The organism is Elusimicrobiota bacterium, assembly GCA_016180815.1.
Classification (GTDB): domain Bacteria; phylum Elusimicrobiota; class Elusimicrobia; order JACQPE01; family JACQPE01; genus JACPAN01.
In genome coordinates, this window is record JACPAN010000008.1 from 155,606 (window position 1) to 181,497 (window position 25,892).

Annotated in this window: 23 protein-coding genes; 6 read left to right on the forward strand and 17 right to left on the reverse strand. The window is 53.5% G+C overall.

Annotated elements, in window-relative coordinates:
• The first annotated feature begins 11 nt into the window (after nucleotides 1–11).
• Entirely contained in the window at nucleotides 12–401 is a 390-nt protein-coding gene (locus HYT79_04235; protein MBI2069790.1) for a phosphomannose isomerase type II C-terminal cupin domain, read from the forward strand.
• Here HYT79_04235 and HYT79_04240 read toward each other — a convergent pair.
• Genes HYT79_04240 through HYT79_04250 form a run of 3 tightly spaced genes read right to left on the reverse strand, consistent with a single transcriptional unit; the run spans nucleotide 382 to nucleotide 3,004 of the window.
• Nucleotides 382–1,353 (reverse strand): GHMP kinase, encoded by a 972-nt coding sequence (locus tag HYT79_04240; GenBank protein MBI2069791.1) that lies wholly within the window; start codon nucleotides 1,351–1,353, stop codon nucleotides 382–384. The genes HYT79_04235 and HYT79_04240 overlap by 20 nt on opposite strands.
• Nucleotides 1,350–2,069 carry a nucleotidyltransferase family protein gene (locus HYT79_04245; GenBank protein ID MBI2069792.1) on the reverse strand — a complete coding sequence of 240 codons (720 nt, stop codon included), beginning with the start codon at nucleotides 2,067–2,069 and terminating at the stop codon, nucleotides 1,350–1,352. The genes HYT79_04240 and HYT79_04245 overlap by 4 nt, the downstream gene beginning before the upstream one ends.
• Nucleotides 2,066–3,004: an NAD-dependent epimerase/dehydratase family protein gene (locus tag HYT79_04250; protein MBI2069793.1), complete on the reverse strand. Its 939-nt coding sequence runs from the start codon at nucleotides 3,002–3,004 to the stop codon at nucleotides 2,066–2,068. Before HYT79_04250 ends, HYT79_04245 begins: the two co-directional genes overlap by 4 nt.
• 31 nt (nucleotides 3,005–3,035) lie before the next feature.
• On the opposite strand from HYT79_04250, the gene HYT79_04255 reads away from it, so the two are divergent.
• The 3 genes from HYT79_04255 to HYT79_04265 all read left to right on the forward strand — a co-directional run bounded on the left by HYT79_04255 (nucleotide 3,036) and on the right by HYT79_04265 (nucleotide 5,672).
• Nucleotides 3,036–3,710, forward strand: coding sequence for a glycosyltransferase family 2 protein (locus HYT79_04255; GenBank protein MBI2069794.1), 675 nt, complete (start codon nucleotides 3,036–3,038; stop codon nucleotides 3,708–3,710).
• A gap of 4 nt (nucleotides 3,711–3,714) precedes the next feature.
• Nucleotides 3,715–4,968 carry a glycosyltransferase family 39 protein gene (locus HYT79_04260; GenBank protein MBI2069795.1) on the forward strand — a complete coding sequence of 418 codons (1,254 nt, stop codon included), beginning with the start codon at nucleotides 3,715–3,717 and terminating at the stop codon, nucleotides 4,966–4,968.
• Nucleotides 4,969–5,039: 71 nt separating this feature from the next.
• Nucleotides 5,040–5,672, forward strand: a complete 633-nt coding sequence (locus tag HYT79_04265; protein MBI2069796.1) for a hypothetical protein — start codon at nucleotides 5,040–5,042, stop codon at nucleotides 5,670–5,672.
• Nucleotides 5,673–5,684: 12 nt separating this feature from the next.
• On the opposite strand, the gene HYT79_04270 is transcribed toward HYT79_04265, so the two are convergent.
• The 7 genes from HYT79_04270 to HYT79_04300 are packed head-to-tail and all read right to left on the reverse strand — an operon-like array spanning nucleotide 5,685 to nucleotide 14,407.
• Nucleotides 5,685–7,571 carry a hypothetical protein gene (locus HYT79_04270; GenBank protein MBI2069797.1) on the reverse strand — a complete coding sequence of 629 codons (1,887 nt, stop codon included), beginning with the start codon at nucleotides 7,569–7,571 and terminating at the stop codon, nucleotides 5,685–5,687.
• Nucleotides 7,572–7,584: 13 nt separating this feature from the next.
• The gene (locus tag HYT79_04275) at nucleotides 7,585–9,288 is read right to left on the reverse strand and encodes a hypothetical protein (protein ID MBI2069798.1); all 1,704 of its coding nucleotides are present in this window, start codon (nucleotides 9,286–9,288) and stop codon (nucleotides 7,585–7,587) included.
• Between the two features lie 40 nt (nucleotides 9,289–9,328).
• Nucleotides 9,329–9,511 (reverse strand): hypothetical protein, encoded by a 183-nt coding sequence (locus HYT79_04280; GenBank protein MBI2069799.1) that lies wholly within the window; start codon nucleotides 9,509–9,511, stop codon nucleotides 9,329–9,331.
• Nucleotides 9,459–10,895 carry a CCA tRNA nucleotidyltransferase gene (locus tag HYT79_04285; protein MBI2069800.1) on the reverse strand — a complete coding sequence of 479 codons (1,437 nt, stop codon included), beginning with the start codon at nucleotides 10,893–10,895 and terminating at the stop codon, nucleotides 9,459–9,461. The genes HYT79_04280 and HYT79_04285 overlap by 53 nt, the downstream gene beginning before the upstream one ends.
• A gap of 24 nt (nucleotides 10,896–10,919) precedes the next feature.
• The gene (locus HYT79_04290; protein ID MBI2069801.1) at nucleotides 10,920–12,491 is read right to left on the reverse strand and encodes a long-chain-fatty-acid--CoA ligase; all 1,572 of its coding nucleotides are present in this window, start codon (nucleotides 12,489–12,491) and stop codon (nucleotides 10,920–10,922) included.
• An 11-nt stretch (nucleotides 12,492–12,502) separates the two neighbouring features.
• Complete coding sequence (locus HYT79_04295; protein ID MBI2069802.1) at nucleotides 12,503–13,369, reverse strand: ABC transporter permease; 867 nt, start codon at nucleotides 13,367–13,369, stop codon at nucleotides 12,503–12,505.
• Between the two features lie 12 nt (nucleotides 13,370–13,381).
• Nucleotides 13,382–14,407 carry an ABC transporter permease gene (locus tag HYT79_04300; GenBank protein MBI2069803.1) on the reverse strand — a complete coding sequence of 342 codons (1,026 nt, stop codon included), beginning with the start codon at nucleotides 14,405–14,407 and terminating at the stop codon, nucleotides 13,382–13,384.
• A gap of 101 nt (nucleotides 14,408–14,508) precedes the next feature.
• Between HYT79_04300 and HYT79_04305 the strand changes: the two genes are divergently transcribed.
• Nucleotides 14,509–17,181, forward strand: coding sequence for an oligopeptide transporter, OPT family (locus HYT79_04305; GenBank protein ID MBI2069804.1), 2,673 nt, complete (start codon nucleotides 14,509–14,511; stop codon nucleotides 17,179–17,181).
• Nucleotides 17,182–17,352: 171 nt separating this feature from the next.
• Nucleotides 17,353–17,685, forward strand: coding sequence for a GIY-YIG nuclease family protein (locus HYT79_04310; GenBank protein ID MBI2069805.1), 333 nt, complete (start codon nucleotides 17,353–17,355; stop codon nucleotides 17,683–17,685).
• Nucleotides 17,686–17,740: 55 nt separating this feature from the next.
• Here HYT79_04310 and HYT79_04315 read toward each other — a convergent pair whose 3' ends face one another.
• The 7 genes from HYT79_04315 to HYT79_04345 form a co-directional block, all read right to left on the reverse strand.
• Nucleotides 17,741–18,757: a hypothetical protein gene (locus HYT79_04315; GenBank protein ID MBI2069806.1), complete on the reverse strand. Its 1,017-nt coding sequence runs from the start codon at nucleotides 18,755–18,757 to the stop codon at nucleotides 17,741–17,743.
• Between the two features lie 153 nt (nucleotides 18,758–18,910).
• Nucleotides 18,911–19,918, reverse strand: a complete 1,008-nt coding sequence (locus tag HYT79_04320; GenBank protein MBI2069807.1) for a PA0069 family radical SAM protein — start codon at nucleotides 19,916–19,918, stop codon at nucleotides 18,911–18,913.
• Between the two features lie 14 nt (nucleotides 19,919–19,932).
• A complete protein-coding gene (locus tag HYT79_04325; GenBank protein MBI2069808.1) occupies nucleotides 19,933–21,654 on the reverse strand; it encodes an ABC transporter substrate-binding protein in 1,722 nt (573 codons plus the stop codon).
• A 33-nt stretch (nucleotides 21,655–21,687) separates the two neighbouring features.
• On the reverse strand, nucleotides 21,688–22,980 hold the full coding sequence (locus HYT79_04330; GenBank protein MBI2069809.1) for an ABC transporter permease: 1,293 nt from the start codon (nucleotides 22,978–22,980) through the stop codon (nucleotides 21,688–21,690).
• Complete coding sequence (locus tag HYT79_04335; GenBank protein ID MBI2069810.1) at nucleotides 22,940–23,629, reverse strand: ABC transporter ATP-binding protein; 690 nt, start codon at nucleotides 23,627–23,629, stop codon at nucleotides 22,940–22,942. Before HYT79_04335 ends, HYT79_04330 begins: the two co-directional genes overlap by 41 nt.
• Complete coding sequence (locus tag HYT79_04340) at nucleotides 23,619–24,554, reverse strand: efflux RND transporter periplasmic adaptor subunit (protein MBI2069811.1); 936 nt, start codon at nucleotides 24,552–24,554, stop codon at nucleotides 23,619–23,621. Before HYT79_04340 ends, HYT79_04335 begins: the two co-directional genes overlap by 11 nt.
• Nucleotides 24,554–25,885, reverse strand: a complete 1,332-nt coding sequence (locus HYT79_04345) for a TolC family protein (protein MBI2069812.1) — start codon at nucleotides 25,883–25,885, stop codon at nucleotides 24,554–24,556. The genes HYT79_04340 and HYT79_04345 overlap by 1 nt, the downstream gene beginning before the upstream one ends.
• Between the last annotated feature and the right edge of the window lie 7 nt (nucleotides 25,886–25,892).

Sequence of the window (25,892 nt, forward strand, 5' to 3'; positions counted from 1 at the left end):
TTTACAGGGTTATGCGAAAGAAGACAGGCCGTCGTTCCCTGATCCGAGCCGCTCATGCGCGTCCTTGGGGTCGGTGGCTCGTTATTGAGCGAGGCGCGGGTTATCAAGTCAAAAGAATTGAAGTGCTCCCCGGCAGACGGCTGAGCCTTCAAAAGCACCGTCATCGCGCCGAGCATTGGACCGTGATCCAAGGCATCGGCCAAGTCGTCTGCGGCCGGAGGAAATTTCGCCTTAAAGCGAATCAATCCTGTTTTATACCGAAGGGGTCTTTGCATCGTCTGGGCAATCCGGGTTCGACAAAACTTATCCTGATCGAAGTGCAGGTCGGCTCTTATCTGGGCGAAGACGATATTATCAGGCTGGCCGATGATTATGGGCGCGTTAATTCCGGTGAGCAATGACGCTGCCGCGCGGCTCCAGCGCGAACGTTAAAGGGCGCAGGCTGGATAAAGCCCGGCGCACGGCTCCCTGGCGTCCGCGAGCCGCGTAAAGAAGAAGGAAACCGCCGCCCCCAGCTCCCAAAATTTTGCCGCCGATCGCCCCGGCTTTGCGGGCGTCATCGTAGAGTTCTTCAATCCGGGGGTTGGTGATGCCCGGAGCCAGCGATTTTTTCAGCGCCCAGCTTTGATCCAGGATTTCCCCTACGCGGTCGAGTTTTTGCCCTTTCTCCAGGACGCGGGCCAGTTCATCGGCCATGTCCCGCATGGCCTTTAAAACCGACATTTTATCCGCGGTTTGCCTTTTCTGTTCGCTGAGAATATCCGAGGCCCGGCGCGTCATGTCGGTGTAGAAGACCAGGAGGTTATCGGCCAGCGCCCGGCGGACTGCGGGTTTGACCGACAAAGCCTTGGTTCTGACCAGGCCGTTGGGCAGAAAACGGATTTGGCGCAGATTGCCGTAGGCCGCGATATATTGATCCTGTTTGCCGATGGGCTCTTTCAAGCGCTCGATTTCAATGGCGCAAGCTTGCCGCGCCAAATCCTCGGCCCCGACGCGTTTTCCTTTATATGACCAGAGGGCATGCAATAACCCCACGGTGAACGATGACGAGGAGCCCAATCCGGTATTGGCCGGAATATCGGCCATGGAAATGATTTCGATATGGCTGTCGATGCCCGTGGTTTTCAGGGCCTCGCGCACGATCGGGTGCTCCAGGTCGTCTGGCCTGTCCACGATTTCGGTTTTGGAATAGCTGACGCGGATCGTTTTTTCAAAACGCGGGTGCACCGTGATGTACATGTACTTGTCGATGGCAAAGCTCACCACCGCGCCTTCCTCACGCGCGTAGAATTCGGCCAGATCCGTGCCGCCTCCGGCCAAGCTGATGCGAAAAGGAGTGCGCGTGATGATCATGCGCGCGTTCCCTGCGTTTTTAAGTATTGTTCGAACGCTTCAACGCGCTCGGGCGTGCCGATGTCGTAGAAGCGCGCTTCGGCTTTGTAGACGGCCAATGTTCCTTCTCGAATCAGGCCGGGGTAGATATCTTCCTCCAGGGAGACGGGTTTCCCGGGCGGGATCAAATCGATGATTTGCCGGCGCCAGCAGGAGGCGCCTGCATCCACAAAGGGCGCCGGCTGGCTGCGTTTTTTGCTGTAAGCAAGGATGCGGCCTTGCCCGTTCAATTCGATATTGCCCGGCGTTCCGAGGTTTTCCTTGCCGGCGTCATAAATGGATAAAAGGCCCGAAGAGGAGCTGCTGTTGAACGCATTCAGAAATTTCACGTAGTTGATCGGCAAATAAGAGTCGCCGTTTAAGAGCATGAAAATATTATCGAGGAAAGGTCCGGCTAATTTAAGCCCGCCTCCCGTGCCCAGCGGATTTTTTTCTTTGGAGTAGTTGATCTCAAGGCCCCAGCGCGTTCCATCGCCGAAATAATTTTCGACCGCCTCCGCTTTATAGCCGGTCAGAAGCAGCATGCGCCGAAAACCTTGGTTCTTAAGCATGAGCATTTGATGTTCGAGAAACGGCTTCCCGGCGACTTCGATCATGGGTTTGGGCATGGACAAGGTCAGGGGGCGCAGCCTGGTTCCCAGGCCTCCGGCCAGAATGACGACTTGGCAGTCCTTCATAACTGCCCAAGCAGATCATCAACCGCTTTTTTCACGGCTTGATCCGAGCGTAAGGGCGGTTTCCAGCCCAGTTTTTTCATGCGGCGGCCGTCGAGCAGCACGCGAGCCACGTCCCCGGGCCAGCCCCTCGATCCTCCGGTGTAAGCGAAGCGGACCGATGGTAAACCCATCCGCCGCACGATGATGCGCGCGATATCCCGGACATTGGTCCGGTCATCGGGCGTTAGATTGAAGACATTGAGCGGCGCCCGGCTTTTTTCCCAGCCGTGCATCATGCCGTCCACGCAATCGGCGACATGCAGGTAGGGCTTGGCTTGGCGCCCGTCGCCCAAAATCTCCAAACGGCGCGGGTTGCGCCTTAGCTTGCGGATGAAATCAACGAGGGCTCCGTGCGTGCCGTTTTTGCCGACGATATTGGCGAAGCGGAAAATCCATGCCTTGACGTTGTAACAATGCCCGAAGGATGAGATCAGGGCCTCGGCCGCCAGCTTGCTCGCTCCATAAAGCGAAATCGGCAGCAGGGGGCCGTAGTCTTCCGGCGTCGGCAGCGCCGTCGATTCACCGTAAACGGCGGAGGTCGAGGCAAAGACGATTTGCCGTATGCGGGCTAAGCGCATGGCCTCAAGCACATTGTACGTGGCCAGCGTACCCAGCTTCAAATCGGTGTCCGTAGCCAGCGTGCCTTTTTGAATATCCGAGTTGCAGGCCATGTGAAACACCGCTTGATGGCCGGTAATGGCGCGTTTAAGGGCCGGTGGATTAAGCAGGTCGCCCTTGATAAAGCGAAATTTTGCGTCCGATCGAAGGGGAGCGATGAATTGAAGGCGCCCTAAGAGCAGGTTGTCGAACGCGGTTACGTGGTGTCCTTCTTGAAGCAGGCGTTCGCAGAGATTGCTTGCGATAAATCCGGCTCCCCCAGTGACAAAAACCCGCATAGGAAAAAGTAGTATGCCATAATGATTTTCCATGTATAAAGGACTAAAAGTTTCATTGGTCCTGCCTTGTCTCAACGAGGAATCGGGCATCCGGGCCTCGCTGGAAAAAGTTCCGGCTTTTGTCGATGAGACCATTGTCGTGGACGGCGGCTCAAAGGATCGGACAGCCCAAATCGCTCAGGGAATGGGCGCCAAAGTCATTGTTGAGCGGCGCCGGGGTTATGGCTTGGCTCATAAAGTCGGTTTTCAGGCGGCTCAAGGCGATCTCGTCGTGGCTGCGGACGGAGACAGCACTTACCCTTTTGAAACCGCCGGAGAAATCATCGACTACATTCGCGAAAAAAATTTAGATTTTGTCTCAGCCTCGCGTTTCCCCTTAAGGCATCAAGAGAGCATGCGTTTTAGGAATTTTTTCGGCAATGTGGTGATCACGCTGTTGATCGTGATCCTATACCGACAAAAAATAACGGACGGACTCTCCGGCATGTGGGTGTTCAAGAAAAGCGTGCTGCCCAAGATGAAGCTTCTTTCCGATAATTGGAATTTTTCCGAAGAGATCAAAATCGAAGCCATGACCAATCCGGACATTCGTTTCGGCGAATACCCCATCGTTTACGCCGAGCGCTTGGGCGAAACCAAACTTTTGCCCTGGAAAGTCGGCCTCGAAAATATTTGTTTTCTTTTCTACAAGCGTTTTTTAACCTGAATTGATGCCTCAGCAGAAACCCTCCGGCGTTTTCGCCTGGATCAAAACATACCCCCGCTTAAGCCTTTTCAGCGCGGCGTTGATCGCCCGGCTGTTGATGGCATGGCTCATCGGCCCCGGAGATCATGGGGATGACGATGGGACTTATCTGAATATGGCCGAGCATATTCTTAAAGGCGAAGGGCCGTGGACTCATCCCATGAACCTGGAGAATGTCCGCTATCAATCTTACCTGCCCCCGGCCATGGGTTATTTGACGGCGCTGTGCGTGTTTTTTTTCGGCCGCACCTTCGATCCTCTGAGGTGGCCGATTATTTTATTGAGCTCCTTGGCCTGTTTATGGCTGGCCGCCTTGGGCGAGCGTTTGATGGGCAAAAAAGGAAGGATCGCGGGCTGGATTTGGGCGTTTTATCCGCCGCAGCTTTTTTGGTCGACCAGAGTCAATCCGCACGCCATTGCCACGGACATGCTGATCGGGCTGCTGTTGCTGGCGGCTAAATGCCCAAAACCGGAGAAATCGTGGCAGCGTTACGTATTTCCATCGTTAGGGGGCCTGCTCTGGGCTTTGATGACTCTTTTTCGAGGAGAATATTTGTTGGCCGCAGGCATCCTCATCGTTTATTTGGGAGCGTCTTGCCGGCGCTTGCTGGAGCCCGCCTTGTTCGCTTTGTTTTTGACGCTGGGCCTGGCTCCTTGGACGGTTCGTAATTGGTTGATCCACCGGCGGTTCATCCCCATCAGCACGAATTTTGCGCGCATGTTTTGGGAAACGTATCACCCTGATTACCGTTTTTCCGGCAAAGAAATTCCTTTCGATTCCGCGACCGTCGCTAGGCTTGAACCGATGACGGAGATCGAGTCCAAGCAATGGCTGATGAACGATGCCTTAAATTACGTGCGCCGCAATCCGGGCCGGGCGCTGTATATCTGGGCCGGTAATATGGTCCATTTTTGGAGGCCGTTTTTGACCCCAAACGCCGTTTCCATAAAACAAAATATTCTTTATGTCGTCAGTTACTTGCCGGTTTTCGCCTTGTTTATCCTGGGCGTATTCGGGCTTCCGGTCAGAAAAGAGCCTCTCTGGGCGGCGATTGCTTTGATTATTCTTTATAAATGGGGCATTCATTCCGGCTTTTACATGATTGTGCGCTTTCGCGAGGCCATTATGCCGTTATTGATGCTGGTCGCTTCTTCCGGACTTTTGCGCATAAGGGACCCTAAGGATGCCTTGGTTAAAAAAACAACCGCTGCCGATTGAAGCCGGCCGTTATTGATTTTTGACGGTTGTTCTGTTACATAAATAGTAGCGGTAGAAAGGAGGTCCGGGCAATGATCAGCAAGATTCCACGGCCATTATCAGTTTTCGGGTTGGTTGTTTTTTTCGGCAGCGCATCCCTGCATGCCGCTGTTAATTGCGGAGAAAACGACGGCCAGCAAGTGAACGCCCAGTGCATCGATGTTCTGCATAAAGAAATATCCAAAATTTGCCAAGCCCTTGATCAGTGGCACGAGGATGGCCTTTTTACGGGATCAAGCTACCAGCATACCCAGACTCAGCAAGAATGTGAAGAGGTTCTTCCGATTTTACTCGAGTTAAAATCTGAGACGCCTTTCGGCATTGATTTTAATTTCGAGGAAGAAGATTTCAGGGATATTTGGTTGAGTTACAAGATCCGCCATGGGGATTTAGCCCAGGAGTTTCTTGGCGCCATGGTCGGACGGCGAAGGGCCGGCGAAGCCGGGAAACTTAAGCGTGAAGTCGTTCGCGGTTTTATTCACGATGCGCGCACCCGCAGGACGAGGGAGGAAAAGGTTGCGGTGGTCAACAGGGCTTTTGATGCCGCTCACACTAGTTTGGTCGGCGTAGCAGCGGGCGCCGCCGTTTCCGATTCATCGCTGAGTTTTATTTTGGAGAGGATTAAGAGCGGACTTTTATCGAGAACAGAAGAAGCCGGGGATTGATCCGGTTTTTTGTCACGTTCTTTTTAGTTTAAAGAGAATTCCTCCCTTTGATTTGAAAATAGCCTCCAAAAAACCGAGGTTTTGCGAATGTTCCCACCAGCGGCATTGAACAAAGCCGTGGCTATACGCGCCTTCCCAAAGGTATCCTGAGGCGGATTTGAGCAATCGCCATTGCGAAGTCACAAAAAGAACATGGGTAATTTTTTCCCGCCGGAGCGTTTTTTCAATTTCCTTTGGGTCATTAAGAAGGAGCATGCGATAGGGCGCTTGCCTGATGAACCCGCCCAAGTCTCTATAGTGATAAGGCATGAAATGATGATCGAGCGCCGCCACCCGGCTTTCCGGGGGCAGGCGATTGACGAATTGAACCATCTCCCAGCCTTCGCTGGGGTAGTATCGTTCAAGAAATTGAGCGTCTCCCGATGATTTGAAATTGGATTTAAGGGCGGGCAAGGCGTTGAGGCCGGAAGCGGCTAGGTTAGGAAAAATAATTCCGGCGGCAAATAGAATATTCAATAATCCGCGCGCCTTGGGATAAGTTTCCCGCGCCAGCCACCAGGCTGCCAACGCGAGCGCAGCCGCGGCCGCATGCATGGAGAGATTGTAGCGGGCGATGAGATGATGCTCGCCGGTGGCAAAGCACCGGGGAATAAATCCCAGCGCAATCCAGGCCGACAGCAGAAGCCGGTTGTTGCGCCAGAATCCGTTCAATAAAAGAGCGGCCGGAATAAAGGCCACGTAGGGACCTGTTTCAAGAACGCGGCCGGAAAAAAAACGCGACCAAAAATACGATCCCAATGTCGCCGAGTCCCGGCGCATGGACGTGCCCAGGCGGTCCGCCCATTCCAGCTCGATGAAGGGCAATCCGAAGGCGGGCATGGGATAGAGAGGGTTGCCGCGAATAACCCAAAGATAGAGGCAAAAAGGGCCCAGCGCAAAAGCCGCCGAAAGCCCGAACATGGCGAGTCCGCGCCCGATCGTTGATATGTTTTTGCGCTCGACGGCGATGAAACAAACGATCAGGGCCGCCCAATAACTCCAAACCGTGTATTTGTTGAGCGCCAGGGCGGCCAAGGCCGCGGTGATCCATAGAGGCGTTTTTTCTTCGCGATAGAGCAGAAAAGCCAAAAATCCCCCAAGGCAAAAACCCGCGGCCGCGATATCGGTTGATGCGATGGATGAATGTTGAAGCAGCACGGGAGATCCGAAAAGAGCGAGCCCGGCCGCAAGCCCGGACCGGGCGCTGCCCGATACTCTTGCGGCCAGGCATGCGGCCAATAAGGCAAGCACAATAGCCCAAAAAAAGTTCATCATCTTTGCAGCCAATTCGCCGCCGAAAGCCATGAGCGGCACATAAATTAAATTGAGTATTTGCGGGTAATAACTTTGAGCTTGATCAAAGGGCGGCGGCGCCATGCGACCCATGTTCAGGTAAGCTTTAGGCAGGTAAAGGTGGTAAGACAAATCGTCGCGAACAATGCCGGGCGTGTGGCAGGTGAATAAATGGATGACGGCGATGATGAGCGTCAGGGCTAACGCCGTTGAGAGAAGTATTTTTTCCGTTTGCCCTGGGCCTAGGCCGCTCACCCGGCGCATGCCTTGGCGCACGAGCGTCAGGCTTTCGTTGATGAAGCTGACAATGCTGCTGCGTAATAAAATTGCGGAGGCGACGGCCCAAACCAAAAAAGCCCAGCGATTGAAGAGTCCTAAAAGTCCCATGGCAAAAAAGACATAAAGCCAAAGTCCATAACCGAGCAAGAGCTCGATCAGCAATTGCTCCGGAGGGGCTTGCTCATTTTTTAAATTGAAACGAAGAACGGCCTTTCCCAGGGCGCCGCACAACAAAAACATGGCCATGGCTAACAGCAGATTTTTTGGAAGAAGAAGAATCGGAGCCATGGGTCAGGGACCCCTATAGCCGGCCGATCGCCGGTTCGATTTTAAATAGCACGGCGCCCCACGTCCAACTTACGGATTTGAGGAAATCAAGCCGTTTATTCGTCCACCAGCGGCATTGGATATAAGGCGCAAAGTAAACGGCGTTCCACAGGACGCCATTGGGAGTTCGCGTCCGTTCCCATTGACTATGGATGAACAATACATGAGTGATTTGTTCGCGTTTCAATGCTTCGGCGATTCTCAATGGATCGTCTTGAAGGAGGATTTCATGCGGCACTTGCCACAAATGGCGGCCCAGGTCCTTGTAGTGATAAGGCGTGGCATGATGGTCGATCACGGCCGTGCGGCTTTGAGGGGGCAGATGATTGACGGTTAGAAGCATTTCCCAGCCTTCATTCGGGTAGTAGCGATCAAGAAAATCGGAGCCGCTGAGGCGTCCGGCGTTATAGAAAGCCTGCGGCAAGGCGCTCATGGCCATGGCCGTGAGACCGGGCACAATGAGTTGGGCGGCCAACATCAAGCGCAGCATCCACCGGCGTTTCGGCCATTCGCCCAACGCTCGTCCCCAGACCAGGATCCCTAAAACAGCGCCTGCGGCGTACACCGGCAAAATGTAGCGCCAAATCAGTTGCGATTGTCCCCCCGCGAAAAAACGGATCGCCAAAGCCAGCGCCAGCCATAGAGCGATTCGTCCGGTTTTCCCTTTAAGAAGGTCCGGCCATAAGAGAATCAGCGGGCAAAACGCCAGGTAAGCCCCGCCGTCAAGCCCGCCGCCGCTTAAGAATCGTTCCCAACAATAGGATAAAAGCATGGCCGGGTTGCGATTAATGGTCGTAGCCGCTAAATTGGCTTTTTCAAGAGAATCGTAAGGGAATCCATTGAGAAAAGGCAGCGGGTAGAAAGGGCTGCCCATGGTCCACCATAGATAAGCGCATAGGGGCAGCAACGCGGTCATGGAAAATAAGGCGAATTGAAAAACGCCGCGGAACAAGAAGCGCGCGTTGTTTCGCGTTTGCCAGGCGAAGATCATGGCCGTTGCCAGAGGAAAACTCCAGGACGTGTATTTATTGAGCGCCAGGGCGCTTAATATGGCGACGGGCGCCGGGGTTTTGTTTTGATAAGCCAGCAGCGCCAGCAGGCCGCCTAGAGCGAAACAAGCGGCGGGCAGATCAGCCAAGGCCGTTTGGCTCATTTCCCCCACCAGGGGCGTGGCCAAGACAGCGGCTCCGGCGGTGCAAGCCGTGAGAGCGCTTGCTCCGGCCCGCAAAGCCAGGCAAATGCCCAGGCCGGCTAAAACCAAGCTCCAGCAAAAATTCATCATTTTTGCGGCCAATTCGCCGCCGAAGGCCAGGGCCGGGATATAGCTGATATTAAAGAGATGCGGGTAATAGCTTTGGGCTTGGTGAAATGGAACTGGCGCAATGCGGCCCATCTCCAGATAAGCCTTGGGCAGATAGAGATGATAAGAGAGATCATCTCTGTAAACGGCCGGAGCATGGCTGGCGATCGCGAAGGTGATCGCCAAGGCGATTGAAATCATGATCAAAGCGCCGATGTAGACGGCCTGTTTGTCCCGGTATTCATTTTTTATCTCTTGAGCCAATGCGCCGATGGATCGGCGGATTTCGCCGATCCAGGCGGTCATTTGGCGCCGACAAAACGCTATGGAAAGCATGGCCAGCAATCCCAGAATCCACGGTTTAAACAGCCCGATCAAACCGGCGAACCAAAGGATGTAAAGAGGCTGACGAGCGGGATCAAAAGCCGCTAAGCCGGTCCAAAACCAAATCTTTGAATCTTCCCGTGAACAGCCCGTGGTAATAGCGGATGGTCAGAAACGCCAGGATCAGCCAGAAGGCGGCGTCTCTGGCTTGTTTGAATCGTTGTTTAAGCGGCGTTTTTCTTTTTAAGGCGGTCAAGATATTTGACGGCTTGTTCACGGGATTTTATTTTTCCATCAACCTGGAGGGTCTGGATTTTTTTGAGTATTTTGCCGACGTCGCGGCTGGGCCCGATTTTGAGGACGCGCATCACATCGTTGCCGTCGACGATTTTAGGGGGCACGACTTTTTTCTTTTCTTCGAAATAGCGCGTCAGCAGGTACCGGACGGTTTGGATCGAAGGCTCGCGTTTATCCCACCGGCGGTTTTTGGCGATGTAGCTTTGATGGTCCGCCAGCGCGCACAACAGCACGCCCACGCCGTCTTCGCCCAAATCGCGGAAAAAACGGTAAACGGCCCGGTCCGTGACCGCCGGCTGCTCGGCCAAATTGCCGGGTCTTAAATGAGCATCGATGATTTTTGCGATGTAGGCGATTTCTTCATTGGAGAAGCGCAGCCGTTCCCCTATTTTTTTAAACAGCGCCGCGCCCTTTTTATCATGCCCGAAGAAGCGCAGCCGTCCGCTGATTTTTTTGGCCGTATGCGGTTTGGCGATGTCGTGGACTAAAGCCGCCAGTTTGAGCACGGCGGAGCGTTTGAACCCGCCGGACATGGAGGTATTGACGTAAACTGAAATTTTACGGCCCAAATTGGGCCAGCGCCGGGGAATTTCTTCGAGGCCCGCTTCAAAGCATCCGACCGCGGCCAGGGCATGGCCCAAGACGCCTCCCTGGCGGTAATATTGCGGGGCCAGGTTCCTTGCGCGTTCCAGCGCCGGAAAAATTTGCGTGAGCAGCCCGGCTTTGTCCATTTCTTTGAAGGCGCCTGTTGCGCGCTGCGTGGAGCAAATGGACAACAGTTCGAAGCGGATTCGTTCCGGCGCCGCTTTTCGGATTTTTGCGGCATGCTCGGCGACCCAGCGGAAGGTGCTTTTATCGATGTTAAAACCGAAGGCGGCTGAAAACCTGAACGTGCGCAAAAGCCTCAGGGGATCATCGGTCAGGTTTTTCTCCCGGCCGGTTTTTAGAACCCGGCGGGTCAAGTCCTTGAGTCCGCCGGAGGGGTCGATGATGGCCCCGGCCAGCGGCCGGGCCCGGATTTTAGCCACGGGCAAAGCCATGGCGTTGATGGTGAAGTCCCTTGATAATAAATCTTCCTCCAAATTCGGCGCCTGGAAATCGGCGAAGTCGAAATAGGCGCGTTGTCCGGGCGAGCCGAGAACCACCCGAAAAATTTTTCGTTGATCATCAAGCTCAACGAGGCGTCCTTGGTTTTCCTGGGCGAAGCGATGGGCGATTTGCAGGGCGTTTTTTGGGCTGATCAGATCGAAATCCCTGGTCTCGTGCTTGAGCAATTCATCGCGAATCGCGCCTCCGACGAGATAAAGCGGCCCCCCTAAGCGCTCCAGGGAGACAAGTTTTTTTAACAGCGCCTCAGGCAGCACCTCGATACTCTATTGCAGCGGAGTTTATACTTTGGCCGCCATGCGCCGGGCCTTTAATTTTTCTTGGGCCTCACGGCGCAATTCGCGTTTGAGGATTTTCTGGAGCGCATTTTTGGGCAGCTCGTCACGGAATTCGATGTCCCTGGGCCTTTTGTACGCCGGCAAAGAAGCCAGGATATCCTGGACTTCCTCCTTTTTCACCTCGGTTCCTTTCTTAGGCGTCACATAAGCCTGGATGATTTCATCCCCGTCTTCCTGCGGGACGCCCAAAACAGCGGCTTCCTGGACATTGGGGTGGCGCATGATCATTTCTTCAATTTGCACGGGGAATACTTTCAGGCCCTTGACGATGATCATGTCTTTCTTTCGATCGCAAATGGTAAGGTAGCCTTCCTCATCGAAGCGGCCGATGTCGCCCGTTCTAAAGTAACCGTCCGAGGTGAAGCATTCCCTGGTGGCCTCGGGGAGCCTCCAATAACCCTGAAAAACATTGGCGCCTTTGACGCAGATTTCCCCTTCTCCTCCCTGAGGGAGCTCCGTTGCATTGTCATCGAGGATTTTGACCTTGACGCCCGGGATCACTTTGCCTACGCTGCCCGCTTTGCGATAGGCCAAGGTGTTGACGGAAACCGCGGGGCTTGTCTCCGTTAAACCGTAGCCTTCGAGGATCGGCACTCCGAATTTTTTTTCAAAGGTTTTCAAGACTTCCAAGGGCAGCGGCGCGGCGCCGGAAATGGCCCGTTTGACCGTCCTGAAGAACCAGTACCTCAAAACCAATCGTTTAATGCCCTTGGCTTTTGTGGATAGCGCATGATAAAGAGGCGGCACGGCCGGAAATAGCGTGACCTTCCATTTAGCCATGAGCTTCAACCAGAGATCGGGCGGGGTGATGGATTCGACGATCAGGATCAGGCAGGGAGCGGCCATACCCACGAGGACGATCGACGCCCAGGCGAAAATATGGAACATGGGCAAAATGCAAAGAATTCTTTCTTTGCGGGAAACGAGTCCGAGGTATTGGATGGAAGTCACGGCATTTGAGTAGAGATTATGATGGGAGAGCATGGCTCCCTTGGGTTTGCCCGTGGTTCCCGATGTATAAAGGATGGTGACCGTGGTGTTCTCTTCCGCGGCAAATTTCGGGTAGGGCTGGCCGGCGTATTTTGATTTGAGCTCTTCGTAGCGGTATTCGTTTTTGTTTTTGGGTTCTTCATCCGTCAAGACGAGGAGCCCTGTCCCGGATTGGGCCGCAGCCTGGCGCACTTTGCCCAGGAATTCTTTCTGGCTGATAATGCCTTTTGAGCCGGAATCCTTAAGGATGTAGGCCAGTTCCTCTTCGTTGACCATGAAGTTGATGTGAACGGCGATGGCCCCGAGCTTAGCCAGAGCGAACCAAGTGATGATGAAGGCCGGAGCATTACGGATGCAGATGGCGAAGCGATCCCCTTCTTTGACGCCAAGGCGCGATAAAGCGGCTGCGACGGAGTCGACGTCCGCGTTTAATTGTTTGAAGGTAATTTTGGAGTCTTTGAAAACATAAGCTACGGTGTTGTGGTTTTCCTTAGCGCGTGTCTCCAGCAGGTCGGTCAGGGTCACAGGGTCCTCCTCTACTCTTTCATTCTTGGGTCCAGAATGTCTCGGAACGCATCGCCAAGCAAGTTCCATCCTAGCACAAAGAGGAAAATGGCGAGCGCCGGGAAGAAAAACGTGTACCAATAAGCGAAAGCATTGCCGGGCGTGCCGATAATCCAGTTTCTCGAAAGGCTGATCAATTGCCCCCAATCGGCATAACCCACCGGCGCGCCTAAGCCCACGAAGCTGAAGGCCGCGGCCGTAATCACCACTTGGCCCATGTACATGGAGCCGACGATGACCAAGGGATAAATCGCATTGGGCAGGATATGCTTGGCCAGGATTCTTGTGGTGCCGGCGCCGAGCGCCCGGGCCGCTTCAACATAGTTTTGTTGTTTGACGGTTAAAATCTCCCCTCGCAACAGACGGGCGTACGAAGGCCAGGAAACGGCAGCCAGGGCGGTCATGACTTTGTCCAAACCCGGTTCTAAGACCGCCACAATGACCACGGCCAAAACGAAGCTAGGGAACGCCAAGATAATATCCACAAAGCGCATGATAATTTCATCAATCCAGCCGCCGTAATAACCGGCAATGCTGCCGACCAAAACGCCGATGAACATGGAAATGCCCACGATGGTGAGCCCGACTTTAAAGGCCGTGCGCGTTCCCCATACGATGCCGTAGTAAAGGTCATAAGATTCCTGGCTGGTGCCGAAGGGAAATCCCCGGCGCGGGGGTTGAGGGTCGATGGCGAATGATTCCTGAGGAATCAGATAGGGGTCGCGGGCATTGGCCTGGGGTTTGGCTAACACCGGGGCTAAAAGAGCCACGAACGCAAAAAAAGCGATTAATCCCAGTCCGACCAGAGACAGGGGATTGGTTTTAAGCCGCCGCCACATGAGAAAAGCCGGTCATTGAAGCCTAATCCTCGGATCCACAATAGCGTAGAGAACGTCGGCCAAGGTGTTTCCGATGACGAAAAGAACCGCGGATAGGCTCGCAAAACCCAGAACTCCGGGGATATCCAATTGCTGCGCCGCGTTTAAACCCCATCGCCCGATGCCGGGAAAGTCGAATACGGTTTCCGTGATCGCCACCCCGCCCAACAGCGCCACGAAGAGAATGGATGAGAGCGTGATCACCGGGATCATGGCGTTTTTCCTGGCGTGTTTGGTGATCACGGTTCTTTCATCGAGGCCCTTGGCCCGCGCCGTGCGCACGTAATCTTTGCCCAGCTCCTCCAGCATCGAAGAGCGTGTGACGCGCATCAACAGCGCGATCTCCACATAGGTCAGGGTCAAGGCCGGCAGGATAATATGTTTGAGCCCGTCCCAAGCGACGGCTAATTTGCCGTTTAAAATTCCATCGATGATCATGCTGCCTGTATACAATTTGTATTCCCCGAAGCCCATCAAGAGCTGGATTTCCGGGCAGGATCGTCCGGGAGGCAGCCAGCCGAATTTGCCGTAAAAAATCATGAGCAAGACAAGGCCGATGACGAAGGTCGGGAACGAGGTGCCTGTGATCGAAATAAAGCGGCTGACATGATCGATCATTTTGTCTTTGTGCACCGCTGAAATCGTGCCCAGCCAAAGCCCGATGACTAGAGTCATGGCAAAGGAAATAACGGTCAGCTCGAGCGTGGCCGGAAAATAAACCTTGATGGCTTCCCAAACCGTCATTTTGGCGGTCTCCGACCAGCCTAAATTGCCTTTGAGAACTTCTTTCAACCAGCCTGCGTATTGAACGTAAATGGGGTCCCTTAAATGATAGGTCTGAATCACTTCTTCAATCGCGGAAAGCTGCCGAGGGTCTTTGATATAGAGGGCGGCCCGCATCTCAGGCGAAAGCTGCTGGAGCAGGGCGAAAATAAGAATAGATAGGCCCGCCAGGACCAAAGGTATGAAAGCGAGGCGCCTTAAAAGAAATCCGCCCATAGAACTGTGATGATTTTAGAATTTCTCGATGCCAACGCGCAGTATTTGATCGTATAATCCAGGGAATCAATCGAAAGAATTTAAGTCATTAGGAGGGTTTCGTGTTCAAAGATAAGCATTCATCGTCCGGCGACTCGCCGAAAGAATTTCAACCTTATATTCCCGCCGATAAAATTGTTCCCGAGATGACGGTTCGCGCCGTTGTTTTGGGTTCCCTGTTGGGCATTGTTTTCGGCGCGGCTAACGCTTATCTGGGCATGAAAATCGGCATGACGATTTCAGCATCCATCCCGGCCGCGGTGATGTCCATGGCCATTCTGCGCGGGGTCATGCGCCGGGGCACCATCCTTGAAAACAACATGGTTCAGACCATCGCATCATCGGGCGAGTCTTTGGCCGCGGGCGTTATTTTCACCATTCCCGGTTTTTTGGTGCTGCGGTATTTGTTGCGTTGGGACGGGGTGCCTGAGGCGAGTTTGCCTCATTTGCCGTCCATGACGCTCACGTTTTTAATGACCTTGATCGGCGGTTTTATCGGCGCGTTGATGATGATTCCTTTGCGGCGTTATTTGATCGTCAAAGAGCATGGGGTGCTGCCCTTCCCCGAAGGAACGGCTTGCGCCCAGGTTCTTGAAGCGGGCGAAGAAGGCGGTGTTCGCGCCAAACATGTGTTCACCGGAATCGGAATAGGCGGCGTCTATATGCTGTTGATGAAAGGTTTGAAGCTCTGGAAAGACGAAGCCATGTGGATTATCCCCAGATTCAATAAAGGCGGGATCGGGGTCGAACCATCGGCCGCTTTACTGGGCGTGGGTTTTATTATTGGGCCGAAAATCGCGGCTTATATGTTCGCCGGCGGCGTGTTGGGATGGCTGGTTTTGATTCCTCTCCTGGGCATGGTGGGCAGTTATGATCCTTCGTTGATCATTCCCCCCGCCACCAAGCCGTTGGCGGAGCTTAATTCCTGGCAAATCGCCTCCAGCTATGTGCGCTACATGGGCGCGGGCGCCGTGGCTTTGGGCGGCATCGTGAGCTTGATCAAGGCTATGCCCGTTATTATTTCTTCATTCGGGCACAGCTTGCGCGGCCTGCGTTCCCGCATGAAAGAAGGCGGCAAAGGCGGCGAGCCGCGTACGGATCAGGATTTGCCCATGACCGTTGTTTTCGGCGGCTCATTCCTTTTGGCTATTTCCATCGGTTTCATCCTTTATGTGATCGGCAAGGGCGTGGGGTTGCCGAATGTGGGCACCATGTCCGCGGCCGGCGGTTTCGTTGCCATTCTCTTTTCGTTCTTCTTCATCACGGTGGCCGCGCGCATCGTGGGCATCGTGGGTTCCTCATCATCGCCGGTGTCCGGCATGACCATCACCAGTCTTTTGGCGGTATGTCTGACCTTGGTCGGATCGGGTTTGGTGACCAAAGAAACCAGCGTGGGGGCCATGGTGATTGCCTTGGCTGCCGGCGCCATTATCTGCATCTCGGTTTGTTCTTCCGGGGATATTTCCCAGGATTTGAAAACCGGTTATTTGGTCGGCTCCACGCCCTGGCGCCAGCAGATCGCTGAATTGATCGCGGTGATCGTTCCTTCGATTTCAATCGTGGGCACTATTTATCTGCTGTTGCTTCGCGGCGGAGGCCTCAATACATTGCCTGTCTACGAAGGGCGGCTGAACTTTGAGAACGATCCGATCGTGGAGGAAGTTTATCAAGGCAAGCTCGGCTCCGATGCTCAGAATTTGGAAAAAGTGATGGTCAAGGTCAGGGCCGGAGGCGAAAATAAGCCTGTGGAAGCATTGGCTTTTGATAAGGATGGCCAGCGCTATTTGACCGCCTTGGATGCCGTGACGTTAGGAGGTTCCGGGTCGGCAGCACGCCCGCGCCGCCGCAGGGGGCGCCGGGTCCCTTCTGCTCAAGGCCGGGTCGTGGAAGGCAAGCTATTGTCCAAGGGACCGGAGGGTTTGAAGTTTTTGGCTTTGGATGGGCGCTTGGTGGCGGCCAGGCCGAATGAAGTGACGGGCTTAAGCCGCGGCGTCCGCATCACGGCTTTGGCTGATGGAGACAAGACAGCTTTGGATAACGACGGGCATGTCCTGATTTTTGAGTCTGCCTCCTATGGGCGGATTCCCGTCGGCTTAAGCCTGGTGATTCTGCCTGATCAGACGGCTTTGGAAGGCAAAGTTTTCGGCAGGGGCAAGACTGAAAAAGGCGAATGGATACTCTTTCGCAGCGTCGAAGGCGAAGTGCGCCGCCTGGAGCCCGGTCAATATGAGCGCGTGATCTCCTATGACGACAAAATGGGCGAATTGCGCGCGCCTCAGGCCAATATCATGGCGATTCTGATCAAAGGCATTATTGACGGCAAATTGCCTTGGGCCCTTGTCTTTATCGGCGCGTTGATTGCCGGGGTCATCGAACTGTTGGGCATTTCTTCATTGCCCTTTGCCATCGGGCTTTACTTGGGCATCGCAACCAATGCGGCTATTATGGTCGGCGGGGTTCTTTTTTGGATTTGTAAAAAGATTCTATCCGCGGCCCGTTGGGAAGAGGCGGAGCAAAAGGGAACGCTGCTGGCTTCCGGTATTATTGCCGGCGATGCGCTGATGGGCATTTTGCTGGCCTTTCTCTCCATGTCCGCTTGGACCGGTCATATGGCTTTGCGCGAACCGGCCGAGCATCTTTGGGAAGACGGTTTGACCTTGGCCGTATTTATGGGTTTGACGTTGCTCCTGGGCAAATTGATCCTAAAAAAAGATAAAGGCCGGGCCGCTCTTTGAAATTTACCGGTCCAAGCACGCTTTGCGCCTGGTGACCGAGCGGCGGAAGTCGCGGCGGGGATCGCCATCGTCTGTTTTTCCCCGTCATTCCCGCGAAGGCGGAAATCCAGGCCCTTTTTTAATTCGGATCCGTAGACCAATTTTTAAGAATACGGGAATTTTTAACAGCGCGTGAAGCAACCCTGCGTCTATATTTTGGCCAGCGACCGCAATGGCACGCTTTATATTGGCGTTACATCCGATTTGATCAAACGCGTCTGGGAACATAGAAATAACGTGGTCAAAGGCTTCACTCAGAGCTATGAAGTCCATGCGCTTGTTTGGTTTGAACCTCATGCTTCGATGGAATCCGCTATCGAGCGAGAGAAAGCTCTCAAGAAGTGGAATAGAGCGTGGAAATTGAGATTGATTGAAGAAAGCAATCCAACATGGAAGGATTTATATGGGACTTTGGAAGAGGGCTTAGAAAAAGAAGGGTCTGGATTCCCGCCTTCGCGGGAATGACGGAATTATTGAACTTATTAATGATTTGAACGCTGACGGGGCCGCTCTTTAAAACTTACCGGTCCAAGCACGCTTTGCGCCTGGCCACCGAGCGGCGGAAGGCGCTCCGAGGGTCTTCTCCGTCCAATGTCTTTTCAAGCGCGATGCTTAACCAAAAACGTGCCGCTTCACACGGGTCAGCGGGAGCTTTATCGGAGCCTGCCGAAATTACAATCCCGGCGTTTTCGAAACTGACCTCGCGTTCTCCCTCGCGGTTGATTTCTTGGCTATAGGCCGATACCCATTCGGAAAATTTAGACCATTTCTTCGATTTAAGCCATGCGATTTTATCGCAGTCGTTTTTCCTTAGAACATAAGAGAGCGAACTGTCGTCGACGTTCGGGCAGGGATGAAAAAATTTGGCGCCCTTGGCCTCGATAAACATTTCAAATCCCATGATTTCAGAGAGGATTTCTTCATTGCTTGAATCTTCCGTGAGATCCGGGAGGGTTTCGGCAATATAGGCATGCACAAGTTCATGAGTCAAAACCGGCGTTTCCCAAGCCTCAGGCAGGCAGGTAAAGGCCTCATTGACCCTGATTAAATGGTTGCTGTGGTTGTAATCGCCGCCGGTCAGATTACCGGAGATTCCTCCAAAGTTGAAGAAAATGATGGCCGGGGTATTGCTTAGCGTGCCGTAGATATCGGCAAAAAGAGCGCTTTTAGTCCGCAGCAAGTTCAAGCTATCGTCAAGTCTGGTTCCCCTGTCCGCGCTGATCATGGAAGTCGGGCAATCGGGACCTTCCACCAAAATATGATCCAGAATCAGGCAATCCATTTCTTGAATGGTTTGATCCCCGAATCGATCCAGCCAATCAAGCGTCGGCAGAGGAAGATCGAGCGACGGCGCAACAGGCCCCAAATGATCGGCAGGGATGAGTCCGCGCGACGGGCTTGACAGGGCGATTTTGTCGTCATCAAGGCATTGCTGGTATTTGGCTCCGACAATAGTCGCGGTTTCCTGATGAGTGGAAAAACCGTAGCTGATCGGCCATAAAATGAGGCCAATGAACAACGGCGGCCATTTCTTCATTACTCATAGGATAGCAGGGGTATGGAGCGCGGGCTAGCGTAGTGCGTCATCAATCCCTTTACATTCGTCACCCCGGCGAAAGCCGGGGTCTAGGCCTGGATTCCCGTCTTCGCGGGAATGACGCCAAAAGTAAAGAGTGTTGGACGCGCTACACTAGACGAGGGGCAATTCGTCGGGGCGCCGGAAGGTCGACGGCATGAGCTTTTCATCATCCTCGTCGAATCCTAATTTTTTTACCTGGATTGAGAAAAGTTTTTTGATCGTTTCCCAGTACAAGCCTTGGCCTTGATGGCGTTGGAAGAACTGGGAGCGGTTCAAGGCGCCGCCTTTGGCCGCCCTGATGAAGGATTCGATTTTTTTGATGCGATCGGGAAATTCCCTGGCCATTCTCGTTAAAAAAACCTCTCTGACATTGCCGGGCAGCCGCAAAATCACCATGCCCGCGCTCCGGGCTCCGGCTTCGCGGGCGTGTTTTAAAATTTGAGGGATTTGATTTTCATTTAAGCCCGGAATTACCGGCGCGATGAGAACCCCGACCGGAACCCCGGCCTTTGTCAAGGTTTCGATCATTTGGAAGCGTCGGCTCGGCGCGGGGGTTTGGGGCTCGACTTTTCTCGACATGGCATCATCGGAAAAAGCGATGCTCGCCGTCACGTGGACATTGGACCGTTGATGCAGCTCGGCGAGAAGCGGCGCATCGCGGACGATTAAAAAAGATTTGGTGATGATGGAAACCGGATTTTGATAATCGCGGCAGGCTTCAAGGCATTTCTGGGTCAATTGGTAGAGGGCTTCCGCAGGTTGATAACAATCCGTGTCTCCGGAGAAAACGATCAATTCCCCCTGCCATGACGGTTTTTCAAAGGCTTCGCGAAGAAGCTCCGGAGCATTGGTTTTAACCACGATTTTTGATTCAAAATCCGTTCCCGCGCCGAATCCCAAATATTCATGCGAGGGTCGGGCGTAGCAATAAGCGCAGGCATGGAAGCATCCTCGATAAGGGTTGACGCTCCAGCGAAAACCCAGGTCCGGGCTTTTGTTTTCCGAAAGGATGGATTTGGCTTTTTCCTCGAAGAGTTCGGTTTGAGCCGGAGGCGGCTCATCCAAGAATTCGCGCCAAGTAGATTCAAAAGGATTGGGCGGATTGTCGATTTTCCGCATGGATTCGCGGTTCCTCAGTCTTGTTTGTAGATCGGGTAAAAGGAAACGCCGTGAAAAATCGGGTTGACTTGATAGCCCTTCACCCAATCGCGCACGACGCGAAAAGCCAGCGGTTGATCCGTGTAGATTTGCGGAACTTCCTCAAAAGCAAAAGCTTGGATTTTGTGGTAGATGGCTTCGCGTTTTTTTGAATCGACTTCATCGTTTCCCTGGGCGATGAGTTTGTCCCATTCGGGGTAGCCGAAGCCTTGGCGTTTTGGGTAATTGCCCTCGGAATGCAGAAAAGCATAGGCAAAATTGTGAGGATCGGGGTAATCCGCCACCCAGCCGAGCTTAAACATGGGCAGTTTTTGCTGCCGGACCTCGGCCAGATACGTGGACCATTGAATGCCCCGGATTTCAACGTTGAACTTAGGGTTAAGAGCCTCGACCTCTTTTTTTAAGACGGCGCAGGCCATTTGGCGGCCTGTATTGTTGGCGTCGTGGTAGCAGGCGAATTTAAAACCTTTTTCCCAAGCTTGCCCGCCCCAAGCTTTTTGAAGGTGGGCTTTAGCTTTAGCCGGATCATAAGGATAAAGGGTTTGTTTGGGGTTGTGGCCGGGCAGCTCCCTGGGGATGCATCCCGACGGGCGGCTCGCTTTGCCGCGAAGAATTTCTTTGATATAGGCTTCGTAGTTGAACGCATAGGCAAAGCCTTTGCGGATATCCTTGTCCGTAAAAAAGTCCGGCGGGATGCCGTTGCCGTCTAGTTTGCCCGAATAAATGGCGGTGTTGCCGGCGGGATTGATTCGAAAGGTAAAGTAGAGCGCCTCAACGCGCAGGTAAGGATAATCCAGGGGCTTGACGCCGGGCAAGCCTTCTAACTGCGGCTCAAATTGCCGTCCGGTTTCATCGATGAAATCCGCGTCGCCTGAGGCGATCATGAGTTTTCTGGTGGCGAATTCCGGGACGCCTTTAATCACCACGCGTTTTAATTTGGCCGGGCCCTGCCAGTATTGCTCGTGTCGCGTTAGGGTCAATTGTTTGATGTTTCTCTCCCATCGATCAAGCATGAAGGGTCCGGTGCCGTTCATCTCTTCGAAGAGGCGCGAGGATTCTTTTTTCGGATTATTAAAGTTTTTGACTGTTTCCGGCCGCCCGTCCCATTCCCCTTTGGTGACGGCCCAATCCTTGCTGATGACATAACTCCATTGGGCCATGACGGAAAGAAACGGCGCATAGGGTTTGGGCAGGGTGATTTTGAGGTTTTGTCCCTCGCAGGCGACGCGTGAAATCAGCTCGGCTGCGTTGAGGGTGTAATCTCCTTTGTCGTTGCGCGTGGCGTTTGTGCCGGCGATGGGTTCAAGCATCAGCCAGGAACCTCCGCCGGAACGGTCCATGATCATGAAGCGCAGCACGCTGTAGCGAGCATCTTCGCAATTGAGCTTTTGCCCGCCGTGGAAAACGACGCCTTGCCTGATGGGGAAAACATAGGTTTTTCCGTCTTTGGAAATAAGCCCATTGGCTACGGTCGGCACTTTTTCGGAAAGCACGGGAATAAATTCTTTAATGGACGTTCCTTTATAGCCCAGAAGCGGTTCGTACACGTTCATGATCACTTCATCGCTGGCTGTGTCAAAAGCCCAGGCCGGATCCAGCGTGTCGATATCGCCGCCGGATTTCAGCTCGATGAACGTGTCAGGATTCTTGACCGCAGCTTGCAGCAGGCAGGACAACAGGAGAAAAATTTTCAGCATGACGTTCAGTTTATAAAAATAAGGGCAAACGCCTTATTCGTAGTGCAGGGCCTCAACCGGGTCCAGGCGCGCCGCCATCCAGGCCGGATAAACCGAGAAGATGAAGCCTGTCCCTGCGGCAATCCCCAAGGCAGCGAGAAAATGATGAATCTGGAACGTGGCGATATCCATCCAACGAAGTTCCTTAAGGAATGTGTTGATCCCGATTAAACCCAGGCCGATGCCGAACACGCCGCCTAAGAGCCCTAAGAGCATGGCCTCGATCACGAATTGAAGCAGGATATCCCCTCTTGAGGCGCCGACCGCGCGGCGGATGCCGATTTCTCTGATGCGTGAATAGATGGTGGCGAGCGTCACATTCATAATGCCGATGCCGCCCGCTAAAATGCAAACCAAGCCCATGATCATAATGGCCACAGCCATTTTCCGGTTTTCAGCCAGGCGTTCGGCGAACATCTCGGCATAGGCCCTGATTTCATAGTCTTCTTCGCCCCGGTGCCGGGCTTTAAGCAAAATATCGATTTTTTTCTTGTATAGAGCCAGCGTTTTTTCGTCTCCGGTATCGATGTCGATTTCATCAATAGTCTCGTTATCCGGACTCCACCCCCACTTGCTTTTTAAAGAAGGGATGGTGGTGATGGGAATAATGCCTCGGCCCGTGCCCCAGGAGCCTCCCCTGAACCAACGCGGGTCGTCTTCCCTGATCGGCTCCTTGATAATGCCCACGACCACGAAGGATTGATTGCCGATAACCACGGTTTCACCCAGAAGATCGCGCCGGGTGATCCAGTTTTCGAAACTGTTGGCAATCCCCCAAAATTTGAGCCAAGCCGGTTTTTTGCGCCAGCCTCCGGGTTCGATCAGCACGCAGACTTTGGCGTTTTGACGGACATCGTCCCATTTTAAAAATCGGCCCCTGAGCTTAAAAACCCATTCGCGTTTGGCCCAATCCGGAGTCAGACCCATGGCCATGAAATTGTCATCTTTAAAATCCTTGAATACAAAACCTGATCCCCACATTTGCGTTTCCGGGGAAATCATGTAGAGATCCGGGAATGATTCGCGTATGACTGCGGCGTCGTTGTAGGTTAATCCCGGAGAAAGTCCTTTTGATTTGTAATCCCTTTTTTTGGAAATCGACATCCGCCCCGGGCCGGATAATTCCATGGCTTTCTTCATGCGTTGATTCGAGCCTTCGGTGATGGCGAAAGTATATAAGAGCGCCGCAACCCCGATGGTCATGGTTAAAAAACTCAAAAACGACCGGGTTTTGTGGGCCCAGATTTCAAGAAGCCCGGTGGTCAGAGCCGTTAATAATTTGGCCATCTTTTAAATGAATCACCCGTTTTGTTTTTTCGGCGATGTTTGGATCATGGGTGACCAGGACGATTGTTTTGTTTTGGGCGTTTAATTCTAGAAAAAGATCGAGAATTTCCCGGCCTGTGTTGGTGTCCAGATTTCCGGTCGGCTCATCGGCTAGGATCAAGGAGGGGTCGTTCGCCAAAGCCCGGGCAATGCCTACGCGTTGTTTTTCGCCTCCGGAGAGTTGGATCGGGCTGTTTTTTTCTTTATTTTTGAGGCCGACCGACGATAAAAGCGAAGCGGCTTTTGCCGCGGCCTCTTTTCTTGAGATTCCACGGTAGCCCATGGGGAGCATCACGTTTTCCATGGCGCTTAAGCGCGGCAGAAGATTAAACGCCTGGAACACGAAGCCGATCTTTTCCCTGCGCCTGAGCGTGCGTTCGCGGTCTTTGAAAAGGGAAATATCCTCTTCGTCTAAATCGTATGTTCCCGAGCTCGGCCGGTCCAAGAGGCCGAGGATGTTGAGCAGCGTCGATTTGCCGCAGCCCGAAGGTCCCATGACGGCGACCAACTCTCCGGCGTTGATTTGAAGGTCGATGCCGCGCAGCGCGGTGTAATTTTCATTATAGGTTTTGACGATTTGCCGGCAGCGGACGACGCTTTTATTTTTCATCGAGCGGTTTTTCGGGCAGCACGCTCTCGCCCTCATTGAGACCCTCGATCACTTCAGCGTCCGTTTCGTTTTTTAGGCCTGTTTTGACGGTCCGGCGTTCGGGTTTTTTGCCTCGGGCAAAGTAAACGAATTCTTCCCCTTTTTCTTCATAGATGACGTTTAAAGGGATTTTCAGCACCCCGGTTTTTTTGGCGAGCACGGCTTCGACGCGCGCCGTCATGCCGGTCCTTAAACGTTCGTCGTTTTTAATCAGGCGCACCAGAACCTTGAATGTCTTTAAGTTGTTGCTGTCCCTGACGGCGCGCGGCGATATGGAATCGATTTCACCGGGGAACGTTTCGCCCGCGATGGCATCCACTTTTACGTCGACGGACATGCCGGTTTTGAGTTTCAAAATATCCATTTCGCTGATTTTAAGCTCAACCGTCATTTCCCGCATATCCGCAATGATCATTAAGACGGTAGGGTTGGTGGTGTCTAAAAGCCCCAGCACAAAATCTCCGGGTTGGGCTAAACGCTGAATTTCTCGCTGACCTTCCCTTTGGATGGGCGCCAAAATGACGCCGCTGATCGGGGCCGTGATCTCGATGGGGACATACCGGTCCAACTCTGACCGGCCGGGTTGAAGCAGGGCCAGTTTCTCCCCTCTTTTGACCGCGGAACCTTCATTAACGTAGCGGTCGATGATGCGGCCGCTGGCTTTGGCATGAATGTCGACGGCAACCCTGGGAACGACTTCCCCTGTTTCGCGAAAGCGCGTTTCAATATCGCCTTTGGCGGCTAAGGCAAGCTCTGGCCCGCCGTTTTTATGATTTTGTTTTTTCGAGCGATAGGCGGCCAGCGTCGCCCCTAAAAGCAAAATTAGAGCGATTAAAATTAATAGAGATTTTTTCTTGGCGGGCAGTTTTGGCCGTGGCCAGGACATCACTCGAGTGCCTCCTCATCCAGGGGCGTTCCAACCGCGATTTTATATTTCATCACAGCAAGATGATAGTCCTTGATGACTTGCGCCTGTTCAAGCTGGGCGGACAAGAGGTCTTGCTGGGCTTGGGTGAGTTCGAGGATGCCGGCCGAGCCCTGGCTGTAGCGCTCCTGGACATAAGCCGCATTTTCTTTGACCAACGATTCTTTTCGGGCGCTGATCGCGTAAGAGGCTCCTAGGCGCTCAAGCTCGAGAATCGCCGTTAGGATTTCTTCTTTGATCCGGCGCTGGGTTTCGCGCTCAGCGGCTTGGGCGGCCTTATGTTGGGCCGCGGCGCCCATATAATCCTGCCATTGCGCGATATGGCCCAATCCGAAAGAGTAGGAAAGAACGGCGGAGACCTGATAATTTTTTTCAGGGATGCCGAATTGTTTGCTGGGCAGCCCGAAGGTAGCGCTGTTCTGCCAGTTCCAATCCGCTTTGACGTTTAAATCGGGAAAAAGTTTCTGCCCGCGCACGCGCGTTTCAATCCGGGCCTTGTCCACGCGCAGCCGCGCGTTGATGAGTTCCGGTTTTTGCCGCAGCGCCAGGGACCAGGAATCATCAAAGCCCGGGATGGAGCCGGGTTTGGGCCGGTCCGGCTCTTGGGCTTGCGCGGCTTCTTCGCCCGGACGCTCGATCAGCCAGTTGAATTTGGCCAGGGCCAGGCGCGCGTCATTGCGGACCCCCAACAGGCGCTGTTCGGTTGAATAAAGATCGACTTGGGTTTTTTGAATATCAAATAGGCTGCGCAATCCTTGTTTGTATAGGTTTTGGGCCATTTCATGCTGGTCGCGCTGCATTTGAAGATTTTGTTCGAAAGCCGCCAGGTTTTTATTTTTGAGGATTAAATGATGGAAAGTTTCCAGGGCTTTGAGGACTGTTTCCCTGACGGCGCGCAGCAGCTCTACGTCGGCTAGGCGCGTCTCCAAGGCCGCGGTCTTGAAGGCCCAATGATCTTTGAAGCTGTTGAAGAGATTAAGTGAAACATTGGCGTTATAGCTGACCTCATCCGATTCGGTTTTCCATTTGGCGAAGGCGTATTGATTTTGAGGATTATGACCATAGGGGATGGCGCTGGCCGAGGCCGCTGCATTCGGCAGCCAGGCTGTGGCGAGCGTCGAGGTTTTTCTGCGGCGGGCCCGGTCGAGATCTTGCCTCGCCGTTTCAAGCTCCGGCGAGGCCTGTAAAACTTTACGGACATAATCGGCCTGATTCCAAGAAGCCGCTTCTGCCGGCAAAGCCGGGACGAACAGGGCCAGGAATATGAGGAGAACGGAATGTTTATGAATCAAAAACAAC

Coding starts and splice junctions, on each gene's coding strand:
- HYT79_04270 (MBI2069797.1), bottom strand. CDS start 7,571: ATGGCTCCGATTCTTCTTCTTCCAAAAAATCTGCTGTTAGCCATGGCC.
- HYT79_04255 (MBI2069794.1), top strand. CDS start 3,036: ATGTATAAAGGACTAAAAGTTTCATTGGTCCTGCCTTGTCTCAACGAG.
- HYT79_04325 (MBI2069808.1), bottom strand. CDS start 21,654: ATGCTGAAAATTTTTCTCCTGTTGTCCTGCCTGCTGCAAGCTGCGGTC.
- HYT79_04265 (MBI2069796.1), top strand. CDS start 5,040: ATGATCAGCAAGATTCCACGGCCATTATCAGTTTTCGGGTTGGTTGTT.
- HYT79_04245 (MBI2069792.1), bottom strand. CDS start 2,069: ATGAAGGACTGCCAAGTCGTCATTCTGGCCGGAGGCCTGGGAACCAGG.
- HYT79_04335 (MBI2069810.1), bottom strand. CDS start 23,629: ATGAAAAATAAAAGCGTCGTCCGCTGCCGGCAAATCGTCAAAACCTAT.
- HYT79_04320 (MBI2069807.1), bottom strand. CDS start 19,918: ATGCGGAAAATCGACAATCCGCCCAATCCTTTTGAATCTACTTGGCGC.
- HYT79_04300 (MBI2069803.1), bottom strand. CDS start 14,407: ATGGGCGGATTTCTTTTAAGGCGCCTCGCTTTCATACCTTTGGTCCTG.
- HYT79_04340 (MBI2069811.1), bottom strand. CDS start 24,554: ATGTCCTGGCCACGGCCAAAACTGCCCGCCAAGAAAAAATCTCTATTA.
- HYT79_04295 (MBI2069802.1), bottom strand. CDS start 13,369: ATGTGGCGGCGGCTTAAAACCAATCCCCTGTCTCTGGTCGGACTGGGA.
- HYT79_04240 (MBI2069791.1), bottom strand. CDS start 1,353: ATGATCATCACGCGCACTCCTTTTCGCATCAGCTTGGCCGGAGGCGGC.
- HYT79_04315 (MBI2069806.1), bottom strand. CDS start 18,757: ATGAAGAAATGGCCGCCGTTGTTCATTGGCCTCATTTTATGGCCGATC.
- HYT79_04260 (MBI2069795.1), top strand. CDS start 3,715: ATGCCTCAGCAGAAACCCTCCGGCGTTTTCGCCTGGATCAAAACATAC.
- HYT79_04235 (MBI2069790.1), top strand. CDS start 12: ATGCGAAAGAAGACAGGCCGTCGTTCCCTGATCCGAGCCGCTCATGCG.
- HYT79_04250 (MBI2069793.1), bottom strand. CDS start 3,004: ATGCGGGTTTTTGTCACTGGGGGAGCCGGATTTATCGCAAGCAATCTC.
- HYT79_04330 (MBI2069809.1), bottom strand. CDS start 22,980: ATGGCCAAATTATTAACGGCTCTGACCACCGGGCTTCTTGAAATCTGG.